This is a genomic window from Amycolatopsis sp. NPDC114503 (assembly GCF_055633655.1).
The window spans coordinates 212,190-227,605 of the sequence record NZ_JBVKDT010000012.1 but is presented as its reverse complement, the minus strand read 5'-3'; the positions used below and the strand labels follow the sequence as shown (position 1 = coordinate 227,605).

Below are 15,416 nucleotides of genomic sequence, written 5' to 3'. Positions count from 1 at the left end.
GGCTAGCCCGCCTCGCCCGGGCGCGGGTCGCGCGCGCACCGGAAGCCGGAGAAGATCTGCCGCCGGATCGGGTAGTCCCAGTTGCGGAACGTGCCCCGGATCGCCGCCGCGTCGGTGCCGAACGACCCGCCGCGCAGGATCTTGTACTCCGGTCCGAAGAAGACCTCCGAGTACTCCCGGTAGGGGAACGCCGAGAAGCCCGGATAGCCGTGGAAGTCGGTGCTCGTCCACTCCCAGACGTCGCCGATCAGCTGGTGCACGCCCAGCGGCGACGCTCCGGCCGGATACGCGCCCGCCTCGGCCGCGCGCAGGTGGCGCTGCCCGAGGTTGGCGTGCTCGGCGGTCGGTTCCTCGTCGCCCCACGGGAATCGCCGAGACCGGCCGCTCGCCGGGTCGTGCCGGGCGGCCTTCTCCCACTCCGCTTCGGTCGGCAGCCGCTTGCCCGCCCAGCGCGCGTACGCCTCGGCCTCGTAATACGAAACGTGCACGACCGGCTCGTTCTCCGGAACGCGCTCGTGCACGCCGAAGCGGGTGCGCCACCAGCCGTCCGGTTCGCGGCGCCAGAACCGGGGCGCGGTGATGTCGTGCTCTTGCAGGTATGTCCAGCCGGGTTCGCTCCAGAACCGCCGCTCCTGGTAGCCGCCGGATTCCAGGAACGCGACGTACTGCCCGCAGGTGACCGGCGTGGTGTCGAGAAAGAACGCGGGCACGTCGACCTCGTGTGCCGGCCGTTCGTTGTCCAGCGCCCACGGTTCGGCGGTGGTGCCCATCGTGAAGCGGCCGCCGGGCACGAGCACCTCGGCGGGCAGCCTGCGGGCGGGCGCGGGCGCCGGCTCCGGGGCGTGCAGCACGGGCTCGCCCTTGCGCAACTGGTGGGTCGCCAGCATGGTCTCGTCGTGCTGCTGCTCGTGCTGGGTGATCATGCCGAACGCGAACGCGCTCTCGGTGAGCCGCCGTCCGTCCAGCGGGGCGGTTTCCAAGACGTCGAACGCTTTGTCGCGAACCTCCTTCACATATGCGCGGGCCTCGGCCGGGCCGAGCAGCGGCAGCGCCGGGCGGTCCGCGCGGGCGTGCTGGAAGGCGTCGTAGAGGTCGTCGATGTCCGGACGCAGCGGCTCCCGGCCGCCGACGTCGCGGACCAGCCACAGCTCTTCCTGGCTGCCGATGTGCGCGAGGTCCCACACCAGCGGCGACATCAGTTTCGAATGCTGCCGCACGAGGTCCTCGTCGTCGACCGCGTCGGTGAGGGCCACGCTGCGCTCGCGCGCCCGGGTGAGGGCGGCGGCCGTGTGCGCCCGCAGGTCTTGCGGGCTCAGCTCCAGCAACGGGTTCTGTTCGGGGATGGTGCTCATCGGTCCTGACTCCTCGAGTCCGGTTCGCCGGGCGGCCCGGCGGTGATCTCGGTCCTGCTCATCGGTCCTGGCGCGGCACTCCGGCGGCCCGGGCGCGCAGCCCGGCGGCCAGCCGGTCCGCGGTGCCGCCGGGAAGCCCGGTGGACGGAAGCCCGGCGATGCCCAGCTCCACCAGCTCCCTGGCGACCGCCGCCAGCTGCGCGTCGGCCATCCCGCGCCGGGCGGCGTCGACCCACCGGCCCGCCGACGGCGCGCACACCTCGCGCACCTTGTCCACTGTGGACTGATTCGCCAGCAGCGCGGTGACCAGCGCTACCGGCGGAAGCCATTCCCCCGGCGGCTGCCCGTCCAGGTACCTCAGTTCGAGATAGCCCTGCGGCCGCACCGGGGTGAACATCGTGGTGAGGTGGTAGTCGAGGTCCGCGACCGTCGGGCGGCGCAGCACGGTGGCCGAGCCCCGGCCGCTGATCCAGTCGGCGAAGGTGAGCCCCTCCGGCGCGTCCCACGGCCGTTCGCCGCGCGGGAACACCATCAGCGGCGTGTCCATCATCCGCCGGGCCCATTCGCGCGCCGGGTCGTCGCCGGGCTCGGGAGACTGGGTGCGGACCGGTTCGGTTTCCAGCACCGCGAGCCAGCGCGCCGAGGCGAATCCGGTGTCGGATCCGGCGTGCACGCGGGAGTTCGCGAACAGCGCGAGAAGCGGCGGGCCCATCGCGTGCGCGGCGGCCCAGCGCGCGGCGACCTCGTGGGGTTCGCCCGCGTCCACGCAGATCTGCAGGCCCGCGGTGCTGCACATCATGGTGATCCCGCCCGCCCCGATCGGGGCGAACCGGCGTTCCATGGCGGCGTAGCGGGGGGTGCGCAGAATGCGCCGGGGCGGACGGTGTTCGTCGATGCCCGCGGCTCCGAGTTCGAGGCCGTGGCGGGCGAGAAGACCGGTGAGATGAGCGAGATCGGCCTCCACAGCCGCGTGCAGATCACGCAGCGAGGCCTGCGGCGGAGCGGAGATCTCCACCTGGCACCCGGGCTCCAGGCTCACCGGCGCACCGGCCGGGAGCGGGACCGCGGGGCTGTCGGGGCGCAGTGTCCGCGGGGTGTGCGGACCGAGCGCCGTGGCAAGGACGTCGGGGTCGAGAGGGCGGACCGGGTCGCCGGTGTGGTGCACGGTGAACTCCAGTTCCACCCCGAGCAGTCTCGGCGGTCCGTGCTTGAAACACACCGACGCGACGTACTGCTCCCCCTCCGCGCGGTCGGCAAGGACCCGCGCGGTCAGGTTCGCCGCACTCCCGGATCTGTCCGGAAAATCGTGCACTGCAGTCATCTGTCGCCGTCCGGATCAGGAGGCCCGCGGGCCGGACCTCGTCGCTTCGCGACGCTACACGCGGGGTCTGACAAAAACAGGGCCGCGAAGTCCCCGCGGCCATCGATAAGGAACCCGTAATCTGCGTTGACCTGGGAGTTCACCGAAAAGATCAGACTGGCGCGCGCTGCTCCATCCGGGGCGCCCCCGCTCACGGCGGGACGGGTTCGGCGGCAGGCGACCGACACCGTCCACAGCAGAGGCGGGGCGAGCGCGGCAACGTCCATCCCGGAGCGCGCCAGCCGAGATCGGACATCAGCGTCACGCCAAAACCGCGGCGCCCCGGTTCACGGCAGGGCGGGTTCCGTGCCCAGCCCCAGCTCGGCCGCGGCCTTCTGCACCGCGGCGACCACCAGGTGCAACGCCGGACGCCGGATCTCCGTGCGGCGGTAGGCGATCGACACCGTCCGCAGCAACGGCGGGGCGAGCGCGACAACGTCGATCCCCGGCGGGCGCAGCAACCGCAGCCCGAGATCGGACACCAGGGTGACGCCCAGCCCCGCGCCCACCATCGCCATCGCCGTCGACTGTTCCTCGACCTCGTGATTGATTTTCGGCTGGAAACCGTGCCGCTGGCAGGCAATCCGGATCGCACGGCCGAAATGGGACTTAGGGCTCGCCAGGATCCACGGGTGCTCCGCGAGCGCGTCGAGCGGCACCGTGGCCGACGGCAGCGCGCCCGCCGGGACCGCCGCGTGCAGCCGCTCCACCGCCACGACCGCGCGCTCCAGTCCGTCGCTCCACTCCATCGGGGCATCGGAGTAGTCGATGACGAACGACAAGTCCAAGGTGCCGTCCCGCACCGCATCCGCGGTCGCCTCCGGGGCCAGTTCCTTCGTCCGCACTTGGATTCCGGGGTAATCCGCGGCCAATGCGGTGAGCGCGGTCGGCAGCAAACCGGACGCTACGGACGCCCAGACTCCCGCGGTGAGCCGCGCGGACATCGACCCCTGCGCCTCCTCCAGGGCGAGCGTCGCGCGCTCGACCGACCCCAGGATCTCCTCGGCGTGCTCCGTGAGCAGAATGCCGAGTTCGGTCAGCTGGACCCGGCGGCCGAGCCGTTCGAACAGCTTCGCGCCGACGTCGCGTTCCAGCTGCGCGAGTTGCTGCGACACCGCCGAAGCGGTGTAATGCAACGCCGCGGCAGCCGCGGTGACCGTGCCCCTGCGGTGCAGTTCGCGGAGCATCCTCAAGCGGTGCAACGAAAGCTCCATGTACAAACCCTAAACAACTTCGTGCAGGTTCGGTAAATAGACGCGCGCCCCGAAGTGGCCCCACCCTCGAAAGCAGGCGGCGAACCGCGCCGCCCAGGACTCGAGGAGGTGAGTGGCTCGATGGACACGCGGAACGCCGAACCGCTGATGAAGCTCACGTGGACGGACACGGTCACGGGTGCGCGCGGCTACCTGGTCGTGCACAGCCTGGTCTCCGGCGTCGCCACGGGCGGCACGCGAATGCGCGCCGGCTGCACGGTCGACGAGGTGGCCGACCTGGCGCGCGGCATGGCGAACAAGACGGCCGCGTTCAACCTCCCGGTCGGGGGCGCGAAGGGCGGCATCGACTTCGATCCGAAGGACCCGCGCGCGACCGGCGTGCTCACCCGCTTCTGCGAGTTCCTGCGCCCGTGGCTGGACGCCAGCTGGGTGACCGCCGAAGACCTCGGCGTCCCGCAGCACCTCATCGACGAGGTTTTCGCGACGCTCGGGCTGGAGCAGTCGTACCACGCCGCGATCCGCCGGTCGGCCGATCCGGCGCGGACGCTCCGGCGGGTTCAGGCCGGGCTCAACGCGCCGGTTCCCGGCGGGCAGCTGCTCGGCGACGTGATCGGTGGTTACGGGGTGGCGCAGGCTTGCCTCGGCGCGGCGAATACGTGGGGCTGGGGGGGTCCTGAGACGACCGTCGCGATCCAGGGCATCGGGACGATGGGAGGCGGCGCGGCTTGGTACCTGCACGAGGCGGGGATGAAGGTCGTGGCCGTCGCGGACGCCGCGGGGACGTTGTACGACCCGGAGGGGTTGGACGTGCCTGCGCTGCTGGAGTTGCGGGACCGGTTCGGGGAGGTCGACCGGGGGCGGTTGCCGGACGGGGTCCAGTCGTTGCCGCGCGAGGCTGTGGTGTCGGCGGAGGCGGATATTTTCGTGCCTGCGGCTATTTCCTACGCGTTGCGGGTGGACAACGAGAATCTGGTGAAGGCGAAGGTTGTGGTGGAGGCGGCTAACGCTGCTACTACGCCGGAGGCTGAGGCTGCGTTGTCTGCGCGTGGGGTCGCGGTGATTCCGGACTTCATCGCCAATGCCGGGGCTGCTGCTTGGGCTTGGTGGCTGTTGCTCGGCGAGGTGGGGGCGGATCCGGCGGATTCGTTCTTGCGGTTGCGGACGGAGATGCAGGCGAAGGTCGCGTTGGTGTTGGCGGAGTGGCATTTGGATCGGGTTCCGCCTCGGGTTACCGCGTTGCGGCAGGCGGAGGCTGTTCGGGAGGTTCGTACGGCTGAATCGCCTGGGGCGGTGGGAGCGGGTGTGTTGATGATTCCTTGAGGGCTCGTCGCCTGGCGGCGACATTGCGCTCGGGTGCGTTGCGTGGGGCGCCCCGAAGCCCGATTGTGCTGACGGTCTGAGGGTGGTTGTCAAGGCGGGAAAGATGCCTTGACAACCACCCTCAGACCGCAGGGAGGCTTCGTATCGGGGTGCGGGGGGGTGTGGGTGCCTCGATAGTTGGGTGCGCGGGCTGCGGGGTGGTGCGGGTCGTGAAGGGCTCCTTGAGGGAATCTAAGTACGTGAAGGGGCCCCTCACGACCGGCGAGGGGACGTGAGGGGAACCCTGAGGGAATCAGAGTCCTTCAGGGTTCCCCTCACGGACATTGGCGGCGAATTTGTCTGTGGCGGCGATCAGGGCGTTTTCCATGGCGGGGACTGCGGTGGTGTGGCCTGCGCCGCCGATCAGGATTAGTTCTGCGGCTGGGATTGCGCGTTCCAGCAGCCAGGGGGTGCCGACCAGGTTGCTCAGGTCCAGTACGCCTTGCACCAGGACTACCGGGATTCCGGCCAGTTTGCCCGCGTCGCGGAGGATCGCGCCGTCTTCCAGGAAACAGCCTTGGGAGAAGTAGTGCGTCACCAGGCGGGCGAAGGCCAGGCGGAAGCGGGGGTCTTCGAATTTCGGGGAGGGCGGGACGCCGGGCATCATGGCGGCTTCCCAGTCGCACCAAGCTCGGGCGGCGGGCTCGTGCACTGCCGGGTCCGGGTCGGTGAGCAGGCGGTAGTAGGCCGCTGCCAGGTCGCCGTCTCGGTCGGTTTCCGGTGCTCCTTCACGGAATCGGGTGAAAGCCTCCGGGAACATTCCGCCTAGGCCGCCGGTGAGCAGGTTAATTTCGATCTGGCGGTCGGTGGCCAGGCCCATCATGACGATTTCCGTCACGCGTTCGGGATGCCGCTCCGCGTAAGCAAGGCCGAGTACACAACCCCAGGAGCCGCCGAAGAGTTGCCAGCGGTCGATTCCGAGTTTTTCTCGCAACAGTTCGAAGTCGCTGATCAGGTGGCTGGCGGTGTTCGCCTTCAGTGCTTCGACGGTGTCGCCCGCGTGCGGGGTGCTGCGGCCGCAGCCGCGTTGGTCCAGCAGGACGATCCGGTAGCGCGCGGGGTCGAAGAATTGCCGCATTCCTTCGCTGCAGCCGGTTCCCGGGCCGCCGTGGAGGACCGCTACTGGTTTTCCGGCGGGGTTTCCGCAGGTTTCCCAGTACACCTGGTGGCCATCGCCGACGTCGAGCAGGCCGCTGTCGTACGGTTCGATTTCCGGATAGCGCAAGAACGTTCCCCTCAGTTCAGGGTGCGCTCCAGAGCCCGCAGCGCACCGCACAGTTCAGCCGGGCCTGCCGGGCCGATCCGGATTTCCGCGTCCGGCCCGGCCCCGACGGTGTAGCTCAGGTACCGGCCCCAGTCCGTGTCCGCGTAGTGCAATGGTTCTTCCAGCCGGACGTACCGGCCGACGTCGTCGCGCCGTCCCGCGTACAGCTCTCCGCTTCCGTGCACCGGACGCTGCACCAGGGTTAGCACGTCCGACAACACCGGGTCCAACGGAAAAGCGTCCTCGCCGCGGCGCGCGGCTTCGGTGAGGTCCGCGACGCGCACGCTGCGCACATACCCGCCGCCCGGGCCGACCGCGGGCAGCTGTTCGACGAGCGTTTCCAGCACGCGTTCGCGGTCGATCTCCTGGACGCCGACGTGCTCGCCGTCCGACACCGCGAGCACCGCCTGCATTCCGCTGGCCGCGGCGAGCACGCCATAGGTTCGCTCGCCGGTCGCGACCCAGCCGTAGTACTCGATTACCGGGCGCACGAGCAGCGGCAGCCAGTCGAGGAAGTCCACTGTGGCCCGGCCGCGCGAGTCGACCAGGCCCGCCAGCGCGAGCGCGTCGTCCACCCGCTTGGCCGCTTCGTCGCGTTCGGTTTCCGACAGCCACGCCGGATCCGGCCGCAGCGTCACGTGCAGCCGGCCCACCTGCTCGCGTTCGGCCAGCGCCGCGAGCGCTTCGACCGGGACATCCACTCGTCCCGCCGGATCGGCCACCGGCTACTCCTCCTCGTCGCCGAGAACCGGCAGGGTCGCCGAACCGTCCACGCCGAAAGCGCCCTCCGGATCGGGCTCGAGGAGGTAGTCCGGCCGCCAGTGCAAGCCGTCGCCCGGGCCGCGCTGCCCGCCAGGGGCGCCGCCGATCGCCGCGCCCGAGCCGCGCTGCGACGGTTCGCTCACCGGAGTCGGCAGCACCGCGGTGCCGGGGCCGTTCCGGTCGTGGCTCGCGGCGGCCTGTGTGGCGGTGCTGTCCGAAGAGGTCCGGCGGACCGCGGCGCTGTCGGGGACGACCGGGCCGTATTGCTTCGGCAGCACGCGTTTCGTGTTCGCGGTGACGCCGTGGTACTGCTCCATCACCCGGACGTTGTTCTCGTTCGCGCCGTGGAACCGGTCGATTCCGTCCTGAAAGGACACTGGCGCGGCCGACGCGGGCAGCACCGCCTGCAGCGGCCCGGCCCACGGCTGCGGGCGCTCCGGGCGGGGCGGCACGTCGACGACCGCGTGCCGGGAGCTTTCGAAGCTGCTGGCCTGGGTGTCCATCGACGCGCTGGTGAGGTCGAGCGGGTCGGCGGACTCCCGGAACCCGGCCTCGACCGGCCCCGCGCCCGCTTTCGCCGCGTCCGCGGAGTCGCCGGTCCACGAGCGCGCCATCCGCTCCTGCAGGTCTTTCACGCTCTGTGCGCGCTCCAGGTAGGCCGCCGAAAGCTCCTGGACCTTCGCCGCGGCGGCACGCAGGCCGGACGTGTCGCCGCCGCGGAAGTTGTCGAAGATCTGCTTGCCGTCCACCTGGTTCCCTTCGTGCGCAGCCGGGTCGTCCGCTTACCGGCCGCGGCCGAGATCGGCGCCGGCCCGGTCCGCCTCGGCCGTCCGGTCGCGCGCGGTGCGCAGCTTGTCGAGGTATCCGGCGGCGTACCGGCGCAGCGCCTCGTTCTGGTCGCGCAGCGTGCGCAGGGAATCCGCGCCGGCGGCGGCGTACTCCGCGCTCGCCGGGTCGGTCCCGGGGGCGGCGAAGACCGCGAGGATCTCGTCGATCGCGCGGCCGTCGGCGTCGATCTTGCCGAGCTGGTCCTCCCACAGCCGGATGACGGCGGTCAGCTCCGCCGCGTCCATGGCGAAACCGCCCCGCGCACGGCCCGACTCGCCGATGACCAAGGCCGCTCCCTTTCCCGGTGCGCACGCCGTGAGGTGCCAGTCGTGCTGTGCGATCCTAATGTGCACAGCGTAGTCAACCGGCCCGGTCGTGTCAGCCGAGAACCCGGCAGTGTGACCGCGCGCATGCGTTCCGCCGTCACGTCACAGTACGTACGTACGGATTGCGAGAACCCGGTCCTCGATGTCAGGATTTCAGGATGCCACGGGTCAGCCAGGATCACCTCGACGCACGCCGGCGCCAGATCCTCGACGGCTCGCGCGTGTGTTTCGCACGCTACGGCTACGAGGGTGCCACGGTTCGCCGCCTGGAAGAAGCCACCGGGTTGTCGCGCGGGGCGATCTTCCACCACTTCCGCGACAAGGAGTCGCTCTTCCTCGCCCTCGCCGAGGACGACGCGGTGCGGATGGCCGACGTCGTCGCCGAACAGGGCCTGGTCCAGGTCATGCGCGACCTGCTGGCCGGCAACAGCGAGCACCCGGCGGACTGGCTCGGCACTCGGCTGGAGGTGTCCCGGCGGCTGCGCACCGACCCGGAGTTCCGCGGCCGGTGGGCGGAACGCTCGCAGCAGCTGACCGAGGCGACCCGCGACCGTCTCGAATGGCAGCGCAAGGCGGGCAACCTGCGCGACGACGTCGACGTCAGCGTGCTGACCGCGTTCCTGGAACTCGTGCTCGAAGGGCTCGTGTCGCACCTCGCGATGGGCCTTCCCGGCGACGATCTCGGCCCGGTGCTGGACCTGGTCGAGGAGACCGTGCGGCGGCACCGGCCGGGCGCGCGGAGCAGCTAGGTTCCGACGCGATCGGCCGGGTTCGTGTTCAATGTGCCCCGTGGATCTCCTCGCCGCCCACGGCAGCGCACTGGACGTGTTCGACGCGGCCGTGCACGCCGCCGGCTCCGGCGACTGGACCCGCGCCACGCCGTGCACCGGCTGGTCAGTACGCGATCTGGTGAACCATCTGGCCGTCGAACAGCTCTGGGTGCCGCATCTGCTCGCCGGGGCGACGCTCGACGAGGTCGGCACCCGCTACGACGGCGACGTGCTCGGCGACGACCCGCTCCCGGTCTGGGAGAAAGCCTCCGCCGCCGCGCGGGAAGCATGGCTCTCCCCCGGCGCGCTGCGCCGCACCGTGCACGTCTCGTTCGGGCTGGTGCCCGCCGAGGAGTACGGCTGGCAGATGACGCTCGACCTCGCCGTGCACGGTTGGGACCTCGCCACCGCGCTGGGCCTGCCGAACCCGGTGCCGGGCCCGCTGGCCGGACGGCTGCTCGACGTGCTGCGCCCGATGATCGACGACTGGCAGGGGCTCGGGCTGTTCGACCCGCCGGTCGCGGTGGGCCGCACCGCCGCGGCTCCCGACCGGCTCGTGGCTTTGCTGGGGCGCCGGCCGCGCTGAACCCGCCACAGTGGACAGAGCCCGGCAGGCGCCCGATGCGGCGTTCGGTGCCTCGCACGCACCCGATGCGGCATTGAGGTCGCCACCGCCCAGCATCGCGTCGCCGGGCCGAAACACCGCTGGCCGGGCAGCGGCCGCCGCTGTGACGTGAGCGAAAATCCGACGCCAGGTTCGCGTCCTGTCGCGGCGCGGCTGCCCGGACCCGGTACGATTGTCGGCATCGTCGCACTACAAACCCGTTATGCCGAGGAGTGACTTCCATCCGTGCGCGCTGCGCCATCGCCCGGTGACAGTACCGGGCCGGGTCCCGCCCGACCCGGCTTCCCGCCCGCCGTCCGTTCCGCCGTCCCGGACGGTGCGCCGTGATCCACGTCCTGCTTTCCGTGCTCGGCGTGCTGCTCTTCCTTCTCCTCACGATCGGCACCGGCCTCGCCGTGGCCGCCGAGTTCTCGCTGACCGCGCTCGAGCGCAGCACCGTCGACGCGGACGTCCGCCAGGTCGGTGACAAGCGTTCGCGCACCGTGCAGAAAGCGCACCGCACGCTGAGCTTCCAGCTGTCCGGCGCGCAGGTCGCGATCACGCTCACCACGCTGATCACCGGTTTCCTCGCCGAGCCGCTCATCGGCGACCTGGTCCGCCCGCTGCTCGACGCCATGGGATTGCCCGCTTCGGCGGCGTCCGGGGTCGCGGTGGCGGTCGCGCTGGTGCTGGCCACGTTCCTGTCGATGATCCTCGGCGAGATGGTGCCGAAGAACATCGCGATCGCCCGGCCGCTGCCGACCGCGCGCGCGGTTTCCGGCTACCACGCCCGGTTCTCCGCGCTGTTCCGCTGGCTCATCACGCTGATGAACAACAGCGCCAACTTCCTCGTCCGCAAGTTCGGCATCGAACCGCAGGAGGAGCTCCGGTCCGCGCGGTCGCCGCAGGAGCTGGGCTCGATCGTCCGCTCCAGCGCGGAAAGCGGGAAGCTCGACACGTCCACCGCGGAGCTGCTGGACCGCTCGCTGCGCTTCGGCGACCGCACCGCGGACGAGCTGATGACCCCGCGCGTGCAGGTCGAATCGCTCACCGTGGACGACACGATCGACGACCTGATCGACATCTCCCGGCGCACCGGGTTCTCGCGGTTCCCGGTCTACACCGAGGATCTCGACGACGTCCAGGGCGCGGTGCACGTCAAGCAGGCGTTCGCGGTCCCCGCGGCCGACCGCGCGACCACCCGGATCCGCTCGGCGATGCGCCCGGTGCCGACGGTGCCGGAGTCGCTGCCCGGCGACGATCTGCTGAACCGGCTGCGCGATTCGCGCTACCAGCTCGCGATCGTGGTGGACGAGTACGGCGGCACCGCCGGGCTGGTCACGCTGGAGGACGTGGTCGAGGAGATCATCGGCGACGTCCGCGACGAGCACGACGACCGCGAGGCCCCGGCCGCGCAGCAGCTCGGCGCGGACCGCTGGCTCGTGTCCGGGCAGCTGCGCGCGGACGAGGTCCGCGACATCACCGGCTTCCGGATGCCCGAAGGCGACTACGAAACCATCGCCGGCCTGATCCTGGAGCGGCTCGGTGCCATCCCGGCCGAGGGCGACGCCGTCGAGGTCGACGGCTGGCGGCTCGCGGTCACCAGCATGGACCGGCACCGCGTCGCCGAGGTCCAGGTGCGCCCGGCCGAACGCGAGGTGACCGCGTGAGCGACTGGCTGAACATCGCACTGGTCGTGGTCCTGCTGCTGGCCAACGCGTTCTTCGTGGGTGCGGAATTCACCCTGATCTCCTCGCGCCGCGACCGGCTGGAAGCGTTGCTGGAACAGGGAAAGACGCGCGCGCAGACCGTCATCAACGCGAGCAAGCACGTGTCCCAGATGCTCGCCGGGGCGCAGCTCGGGATCACCATCTGCTCGCTGCTGCTCGGCCGGCTGGGCGAGCCCGCGGTCGCGCACCGGCTGTCCGGGTTCTTCGACCTGCTCGGCCTCCCCGACCAGCTGCTGCACCCGATCTCGTTCGCGATCGCGCTGGCGTTCATCACCATGCTGCACGTGCTGATCGGCGAGATGGTGCCGAAGAACCTCGCGATCGCCGAGCCGGAGCGGCTGGCGCTGTGGCTCGTGCCGGTGCACGTGGCGTGGGTCAAGGTGGCGAACCCGATCATCGCGTTCCTCAACTTCGTCGCGAATTCCTTGCTGCGTCTGATGAAGGTGGAGCCGAAGGACGAACTCGAGACCGCGTACAGCTCCGACGAGCTGGCCGAACTGCTCAGCGAATCGCGCCAGGAAGGGCTTCTCGACCAGTCCGAGCACCGGCGGCTTTCGCAGACGCTGTCGTCGGTCGCCAAGACGGTGGCGGACGTTTTGGTGCCCACCTCGGAACTCACGACGCTCCCCTGCGGGCCGACGCTCGGCGACGTCGAACGAGCGGTGTCCACCACCGGGTTCTCGCGGTTCCCGGTGTGCACTGAGGACGGTTCGCTGACCGGCTACATCCACGTGAAAGACGTCCTCGACCTCGTCGGCCAGGACCCCGGCACGGTCGTGCCGGACGACAAGACGCGGCCGCTCACCGAATTGCGGTCGGACGCGCGGCTCGACGTCGCGCTTTCGGCCATGCGCAAGGAAGGCAGCCACCTCGCTCGGGCGCTCGACGCTTCCGGCGCGGCCGTCGGCGTGGTGGCGCTGGAGGACCTCGTCGAGGAATACGTGGGGACCGTTCGCGACGGCACCCACGTGGCGGCATGAGCGCAGCTTGCCAGCGAATCATCGGCACTCATGCCGCCGCCTCCCGGATGACCAGCGTGAAACTCTTCAAGGAGGCGGCGGCATGAGTGCGCCGGTCGTGCTCGCCGAGGCGGACTGGCAGGCCCGGGAGCGAGCGCACGCCGAGCGGATGCGCGCGTGGACCGTCCCGCACCAGGAACGCCGGGCGCGGGACGAGAAGCATCCCGTGCTGGATTTCCTGTTCACCTACTACTCGCACCGGCCGGGGCATCTCGAACGCTGGCAGCCGGGTCCGGGCGTGGTGCTCGCGGGCGCGTCCGCGAGGCGGTTCCTCGACCGTCCGGCCTACCTCGAGACCGGCGCCGGGGTGATGCTCGACCCGGCGGCCTTCGCCGGGCGCCGGGCGCGCACCGCCGAGTTCGTGCTGAAGCTGCTGTCGGCCACGGCGTCCCGGTCGCCGCGGCTGAGCTGCTTCGGGCTGCACGAATGGGCCATGGTCTACCGCGAGCCCGCGGACTCGGTGCGGCACGCCCAGGTCCCGCTGCGGCTCGGGTCGGCCGGGACCGACGAGGTCGTGGAATCGATGGACATCCGGTGCGGGCACTACGACGCGTTCCGGTTCTTCACCGGCCCGGCGCGCCCGCGCAACACGCTCGAGCCGACGCGGGAATCGCAGGTCGAGCTGGAGCAGCCGGGCTGTTTGCACGCCACTATGGATCTTTTCAAATGGGCTTACAAGCTCGATCCGTTCGTGCCCGCCGAACTGGTCGGCGACTGTTTCGCGCTCGCCGCGGACGTCCGTGAACTGGACATGCGGGCCAGCCCGTACGATCTAGCGGACTACGGCTACCGGCCGGTGCCGATCGAGACCGCCGAAGGGCGGGCCTCCTACGCCCGAGCCCAGGCCGGATTCGCCGAGCGGGCCGCGCCGCTGCGGGCCCGCCTCATCGGCCTCTGCCGCGGCCTTCTCGCCGACCCGGCGAAGCCGCCGGAGTCGCCCGAAAACTGAGCCGACAACTCTGCGTAACAATGTTCACTGCAGGTCGCTGGCCTGATAGAGTGATAACGGTTTGGTTGCATGACAGAGCGTGTTGTGCACATCACGAAAGGACAACGATGGGGCGTCACAACCTGCCCGAGGAGCCGGTGCCGCACCCCCTCGATCCGCCGAAGCGGCCCGTCGGTCGCAGCGAGACGACCGGATCGCACCGGATCGTCGCCAAGAAGGCTCCCCGCAGGCGGATCGCGAAGTGGCCTCTCGTGGCCCTCGGGCTCGTGGTGCTGGCGACGCTCGGCGTCGTCGGGTGGAACTGGGCCGACAGCGTGCTCAACAACCGCGCCGAGGCGCAGGCCGCCAGCTGCAACGGCGGCCGCACCGACATCCGGATCGTGGTGACCCCGCAGATCGCGAAGCCGGTCGAGACCGCCGCGGCGCGCTGGAACCAGGACCTGACCCAGGTGCACGGCAGTTGCGTGCACGTGGCCGTGCAGAGCAAGCCCGCGTCCGACGTGCTCAACGCGCTCACCGGCAAGTCCTCGCTCGACTCCATCGGCGGCCTGCCGGACGGCTGGATCCCCGAATCCTCGTACTGGGTCGCCCAGCTGTCGAAGGCGAAGCCGGACGTCATCGGCTCGCCCGCGATGCCGATCGGCTCGGGCCCGCCCGCGGACTACCCGTTCGTCGGCCTGTCCGGCTCGTCGATCGACGAGGTCCAGCAGCGCGGCACGCAGAGCTTCCGGACGTTCCTCAAGGAACCGGCGCAGCTGGCCGACTTCGCGGCGGCGGGGATCCGCGCTTCCTGATCTCGAGTACGCAGCACCGCCTCGGTCCGCGTTGGGCCGGGGCGGTGCTGTGTTTTCGAGGCAGAACGACGGCCTCGCTCAGCCGGGGCAGGCACTACCGGAGCTGGCCGACGGGGCGCGGGCAGGCACTACCGGAGCTGGCCGACGGGGCGCGGGCAGGCACTACCGGAGCTGGCCGACCGGGCGCGGGCAGGCATTGCCGGAACAGCTGCCTGACGGTGCCGCCGCGACTCCGGGGCCCTCGGCGCGAACGGCTCAGGAGTCGAGTTCCGCCAGAGCCAGCAGATCGTCCTCGGCGAGTTCGAAGTCGAACACCGCCGCGTTCTCCCGGATCCTCGAGGGCGTCGCGGATTTCGGGATCGCGATGATCCCCAGCTGCAGATGCCACCGCAACACGAGCTGGGCGGGCGTCTTTCCGTACTTCGCGGCCAGCGACGTGATCACCCGGTCGTTCAAATGCCTGCCGCGGGCCAGCGGGCTCCACGCTTCGGTCGCGATGCCGTGTTCGGCGTGGAAGGCGCGCAGCGGGGCCTGCTGCTGCCACGGGTGCAGTTCGACCTGGTTGACCACCGGCACGACGTCGGTCTCGTGGAGCAGGCGGCGCAGGTGGTCGACGCCGAAGTTCGAGACGCCGATCGCGCGCACCCGGCCCTCGTTCAGCAGCAGTTCCAGCGCGCGCCAGGTCTCGACATAGCGGTCCAGCTCCGGTTTCGGCCAGTGAATCAGGTACAGGTCGACCGGGCCGACTCCGAGCGCTTCGGCGCTGCGGTCGAACGCGCGCAGGGTGTTGTCGTAGCCGTGGTCGGTGTTCCAGACCTTGGTGGTGACGAAGATGTCCTCGCGCGGCAGCCCGGACTCCCGGACCGCGGTGCCGACCTCGGCCTCGTTGCCGTACATCGCGGCGGTGTCGATGCTGCGGTAGCCGGCTTCGAACGCGGTCGCGACGACCTTCGCGACCTGGTCGGGCCGGACCTGGTACATGCCGAGTCCGAGCTGCGGGACAGTGACCGAATTGTTCAGCGTGAGCAGGGGCGGCACAGCCATGCGGCGATCCTCACTGCGGTGTCTGAGGTGCTCTCGGGGAC

Annotated in this window: 15 protein-coding genes; 7 read left to right on the top strand and 8 right to left on the bottom strand. The window is 70.7% G+C overall.

From position 1 onward, the window contains the following. Positions 1–2: 2 nt before the first annotated feature. The 3 genes from egtB to ACZ7OI_RS39015 form a co-directional block, all read right to left on the bottom strand. Positions 3–1,352: an ergothioneine biosynthesis protein EgtB gene (gene egtB / locus ACZ7OI_RS39025; protein ID WP_470269142.1), complete on the bottom strand. Its 1,350-nt coding sequence runs from the start codon at positions 1,350–1,352 to the stop codon at positions 3–5. A 58-nt stretch (positions 1,353–1,410) separates the two neighbouring features. Next, positions 1,411–2,673, bottom strand: a complete 1,263-nt coding sequence (locus ACZ7OI_RS39020) for a glutamate-cysteine ligase family protein (protein WP_470269141.1) — start codon at positions 2,671–2,673, stop codon at positions 1,411–1,413. A 326-nt stretch (positions 2,674–2,999) separates the two neighbouring features. Next, on the bottom strand, positions 3,000–3,926 hold the full coding sequence (locus tag ACZ7OI_RS39015) for a LysR family transcriptional regulator (protein WP_470269140.1): 927 nt from the start codon (positions 3,924–3,926) through the stop codon (positions 3,000–3,002). 120 nt (positions 3,927–4,046) lie between these two features. Between ACZ7OI_RS39015 and ACZ7OI_RS39010 the strand changes: the two genes are divergently transcribed. Beyond that, entirely contained in the window at positions 4,047–5,246 is a 1,200-nt protein-coding gene (locus tag ACZ7OI_RS39010; RefSeq protein WP_470269139.1) for a Glu/Leu/Phe/Val dehydrogenase dimerization domain-containing protein, read from the top strand. 292 nt (positions 5,247–5,538) lie between these two features. On the opposite strand, the gene pip is transcribed toward ACZ7OI_RS39010, so the two are convergent. From pip to ACZ7OI_RS38990, 4 genes are read right to left on the bottom strand one after another with little or no spacing between them, the layout of a single operon-like run. After that, positions 5,539–6,510 carry a prolyl aminopeptidase gene (pip, locus tag ACZ7OI_RS39005; RefSeq protein ID WP_470269138.1) on the bottom strand — a complete coding sequence of 324 codons (972 nt, stop codon included), beginning with the start codon at positions 6,508–6,510 and terminating at the stop codon, positions 5,539–5,541. A gap of 11 nt (positions 6,511–6,521) precedes the next feature. Further along, positions 6,522–7,250 carry an ESX secretion-associated protein EspG gene (locus tag ACZ7OI_RS39000; protein ID WP_470269171.1) on the bottom strand — a complete coding sequence of 243 codons (729 nt, stop codon included), beginning with the start codon at positions 7,248–7,250 and terminating at the stop codon, positions 6,522–6,524. Between the two features lie 24 nt (positions 7,251–7,274). Next, a complete protein-coding gene (locus ACZ7OI_RS38995) occupies positions 7,275–8,060 on the bottom strand; it encodes a WXG100 family type VII secretion target (protein WP_470269137.1) in 786 nt (261 codons plus the stop codon). Positions 8,061–8,093: 33 nt separating this feature from the next. Further along, positions 8,094–8,426, bottom strand: coding sequence for a hypothetical protein (locus tag ACZ7OI_RS38990; RefSeq protein ID WP_470269136.1), 333 nt, complete (start codon positions 8,424–8,426; stop codon positions 8,094–8,096). Positions 8,427–8,623: 197 nt separating this feature from the next. Here ACZ7OI_RS38990 and ACZ7OI_RS38985 point away from each other — a divergent pair, with 197 nt between their 5' ends. The 6 genes from ACZ7OI_RS38985 to ACZ7OI_RS38960 all read left to right on the top strand — a co-directional run bounded on the left by ACZ7OI_RS38985 (position 8,624) and on the right by ACZ7OI_RS38960 (position 14,331). Then, positions 8,624–9,214 (top strand): TetR/AcrR family transcriptional regulator, encoded by a 591-nt coding sequence (locus ACZ7OI_RS38985; RefSeq protein WP_470269135.1) that lies wholly within the window; start codon positions 8,624–8,626, stop codon positions 9,212–9,214. Positions 9,215–9,254: 40 nt separating this feature from the next. Continuing rightward, positions 9,255–9,821 carry a TIGR03086 family metal-binding protein gene (locus ACZ7OI_RS38980; protein ID WP_470269134.1) on the top strand — a complete coding sequence of 189 codons (567 nt, stop codon included), beginning with the start codon at positions 9,255–9,257 and terminating at the stop codon, positions 9,819–9,821. Between the two features lie 365 nt (positions 9,822–10,186). Further along, entirely contained in the window at positions 10,187–11,509 is a 1,323-nt protein-coding gene (locus ACZ7OI_RS38975; RefSeq protein ID WP_470269170.1) for a hemolysin family protein, read from the top strand. Continuing rightward, positions 11,506–12,549 carry a hemolysin family protein gene (locus ACZ7OI_RS38970; RefSeq protein WP_470269133.1) on the top strand — a complete coding sequence of 348 codons (1,044 nt, stop codon included), beginning with the start codon at positions 11,506–11,508 and terminating at the stop codon, positions 12,547–12,549. Before ACZ7OI_RS38975 ends, ACZ7OI_RS38970 begins: the two co-directional genes overlap by 4 nt. An 82-nt stretch (positions 12,550–12,631) precedes the next feature. Further along, positions 12,632–13,537: a 3-methyladenine DNA glycosylase gene (locus tag ACZ7OI_RS38965; RefSeq protein WP_470269132.1), complete on the top strand. Its 906-nt coding sequence runs from the start codon at positions 12,632–12,634 to the stop codon at positions 13,535–13,537. Between the two features lie 107 nt (positions 13,538–13,644). Continuing rightward, positions 13,645–14,331 carry a hypothetical protein gene (locus ACZ7OI_RS38960; RefSeq protein ID WP_470269131.1) on the top strand — a complete coding sequence of 229 codons (687 nt, stop codon included), beginning with the start codon at positions 13,645–13,647 and terminating at the stop codon, positions 14,329–14,331. Between the two features lie 255 nt (positions 14,332–14,586). On the opposite strand, the gene ACZ7OI_RS38955 is transcribed toward ACZ7OI_RS38960, so the two are convergent. Continuing rightward, positions 14,587–15,375 carry an aldo/keto reductase gene (locus ACZ7OI_RS38955; RefSeq protein WP_470269130.1) on the bottom strand — a complete coding sequence of 263 codons (789 nt, stop codon included), beginning with the start codon at positions 15,373–15,375 and terminating at the stop codon, positions 14,587–14,589. Positions 15,376–15,416: the final 41 nt, after the last annotated feature.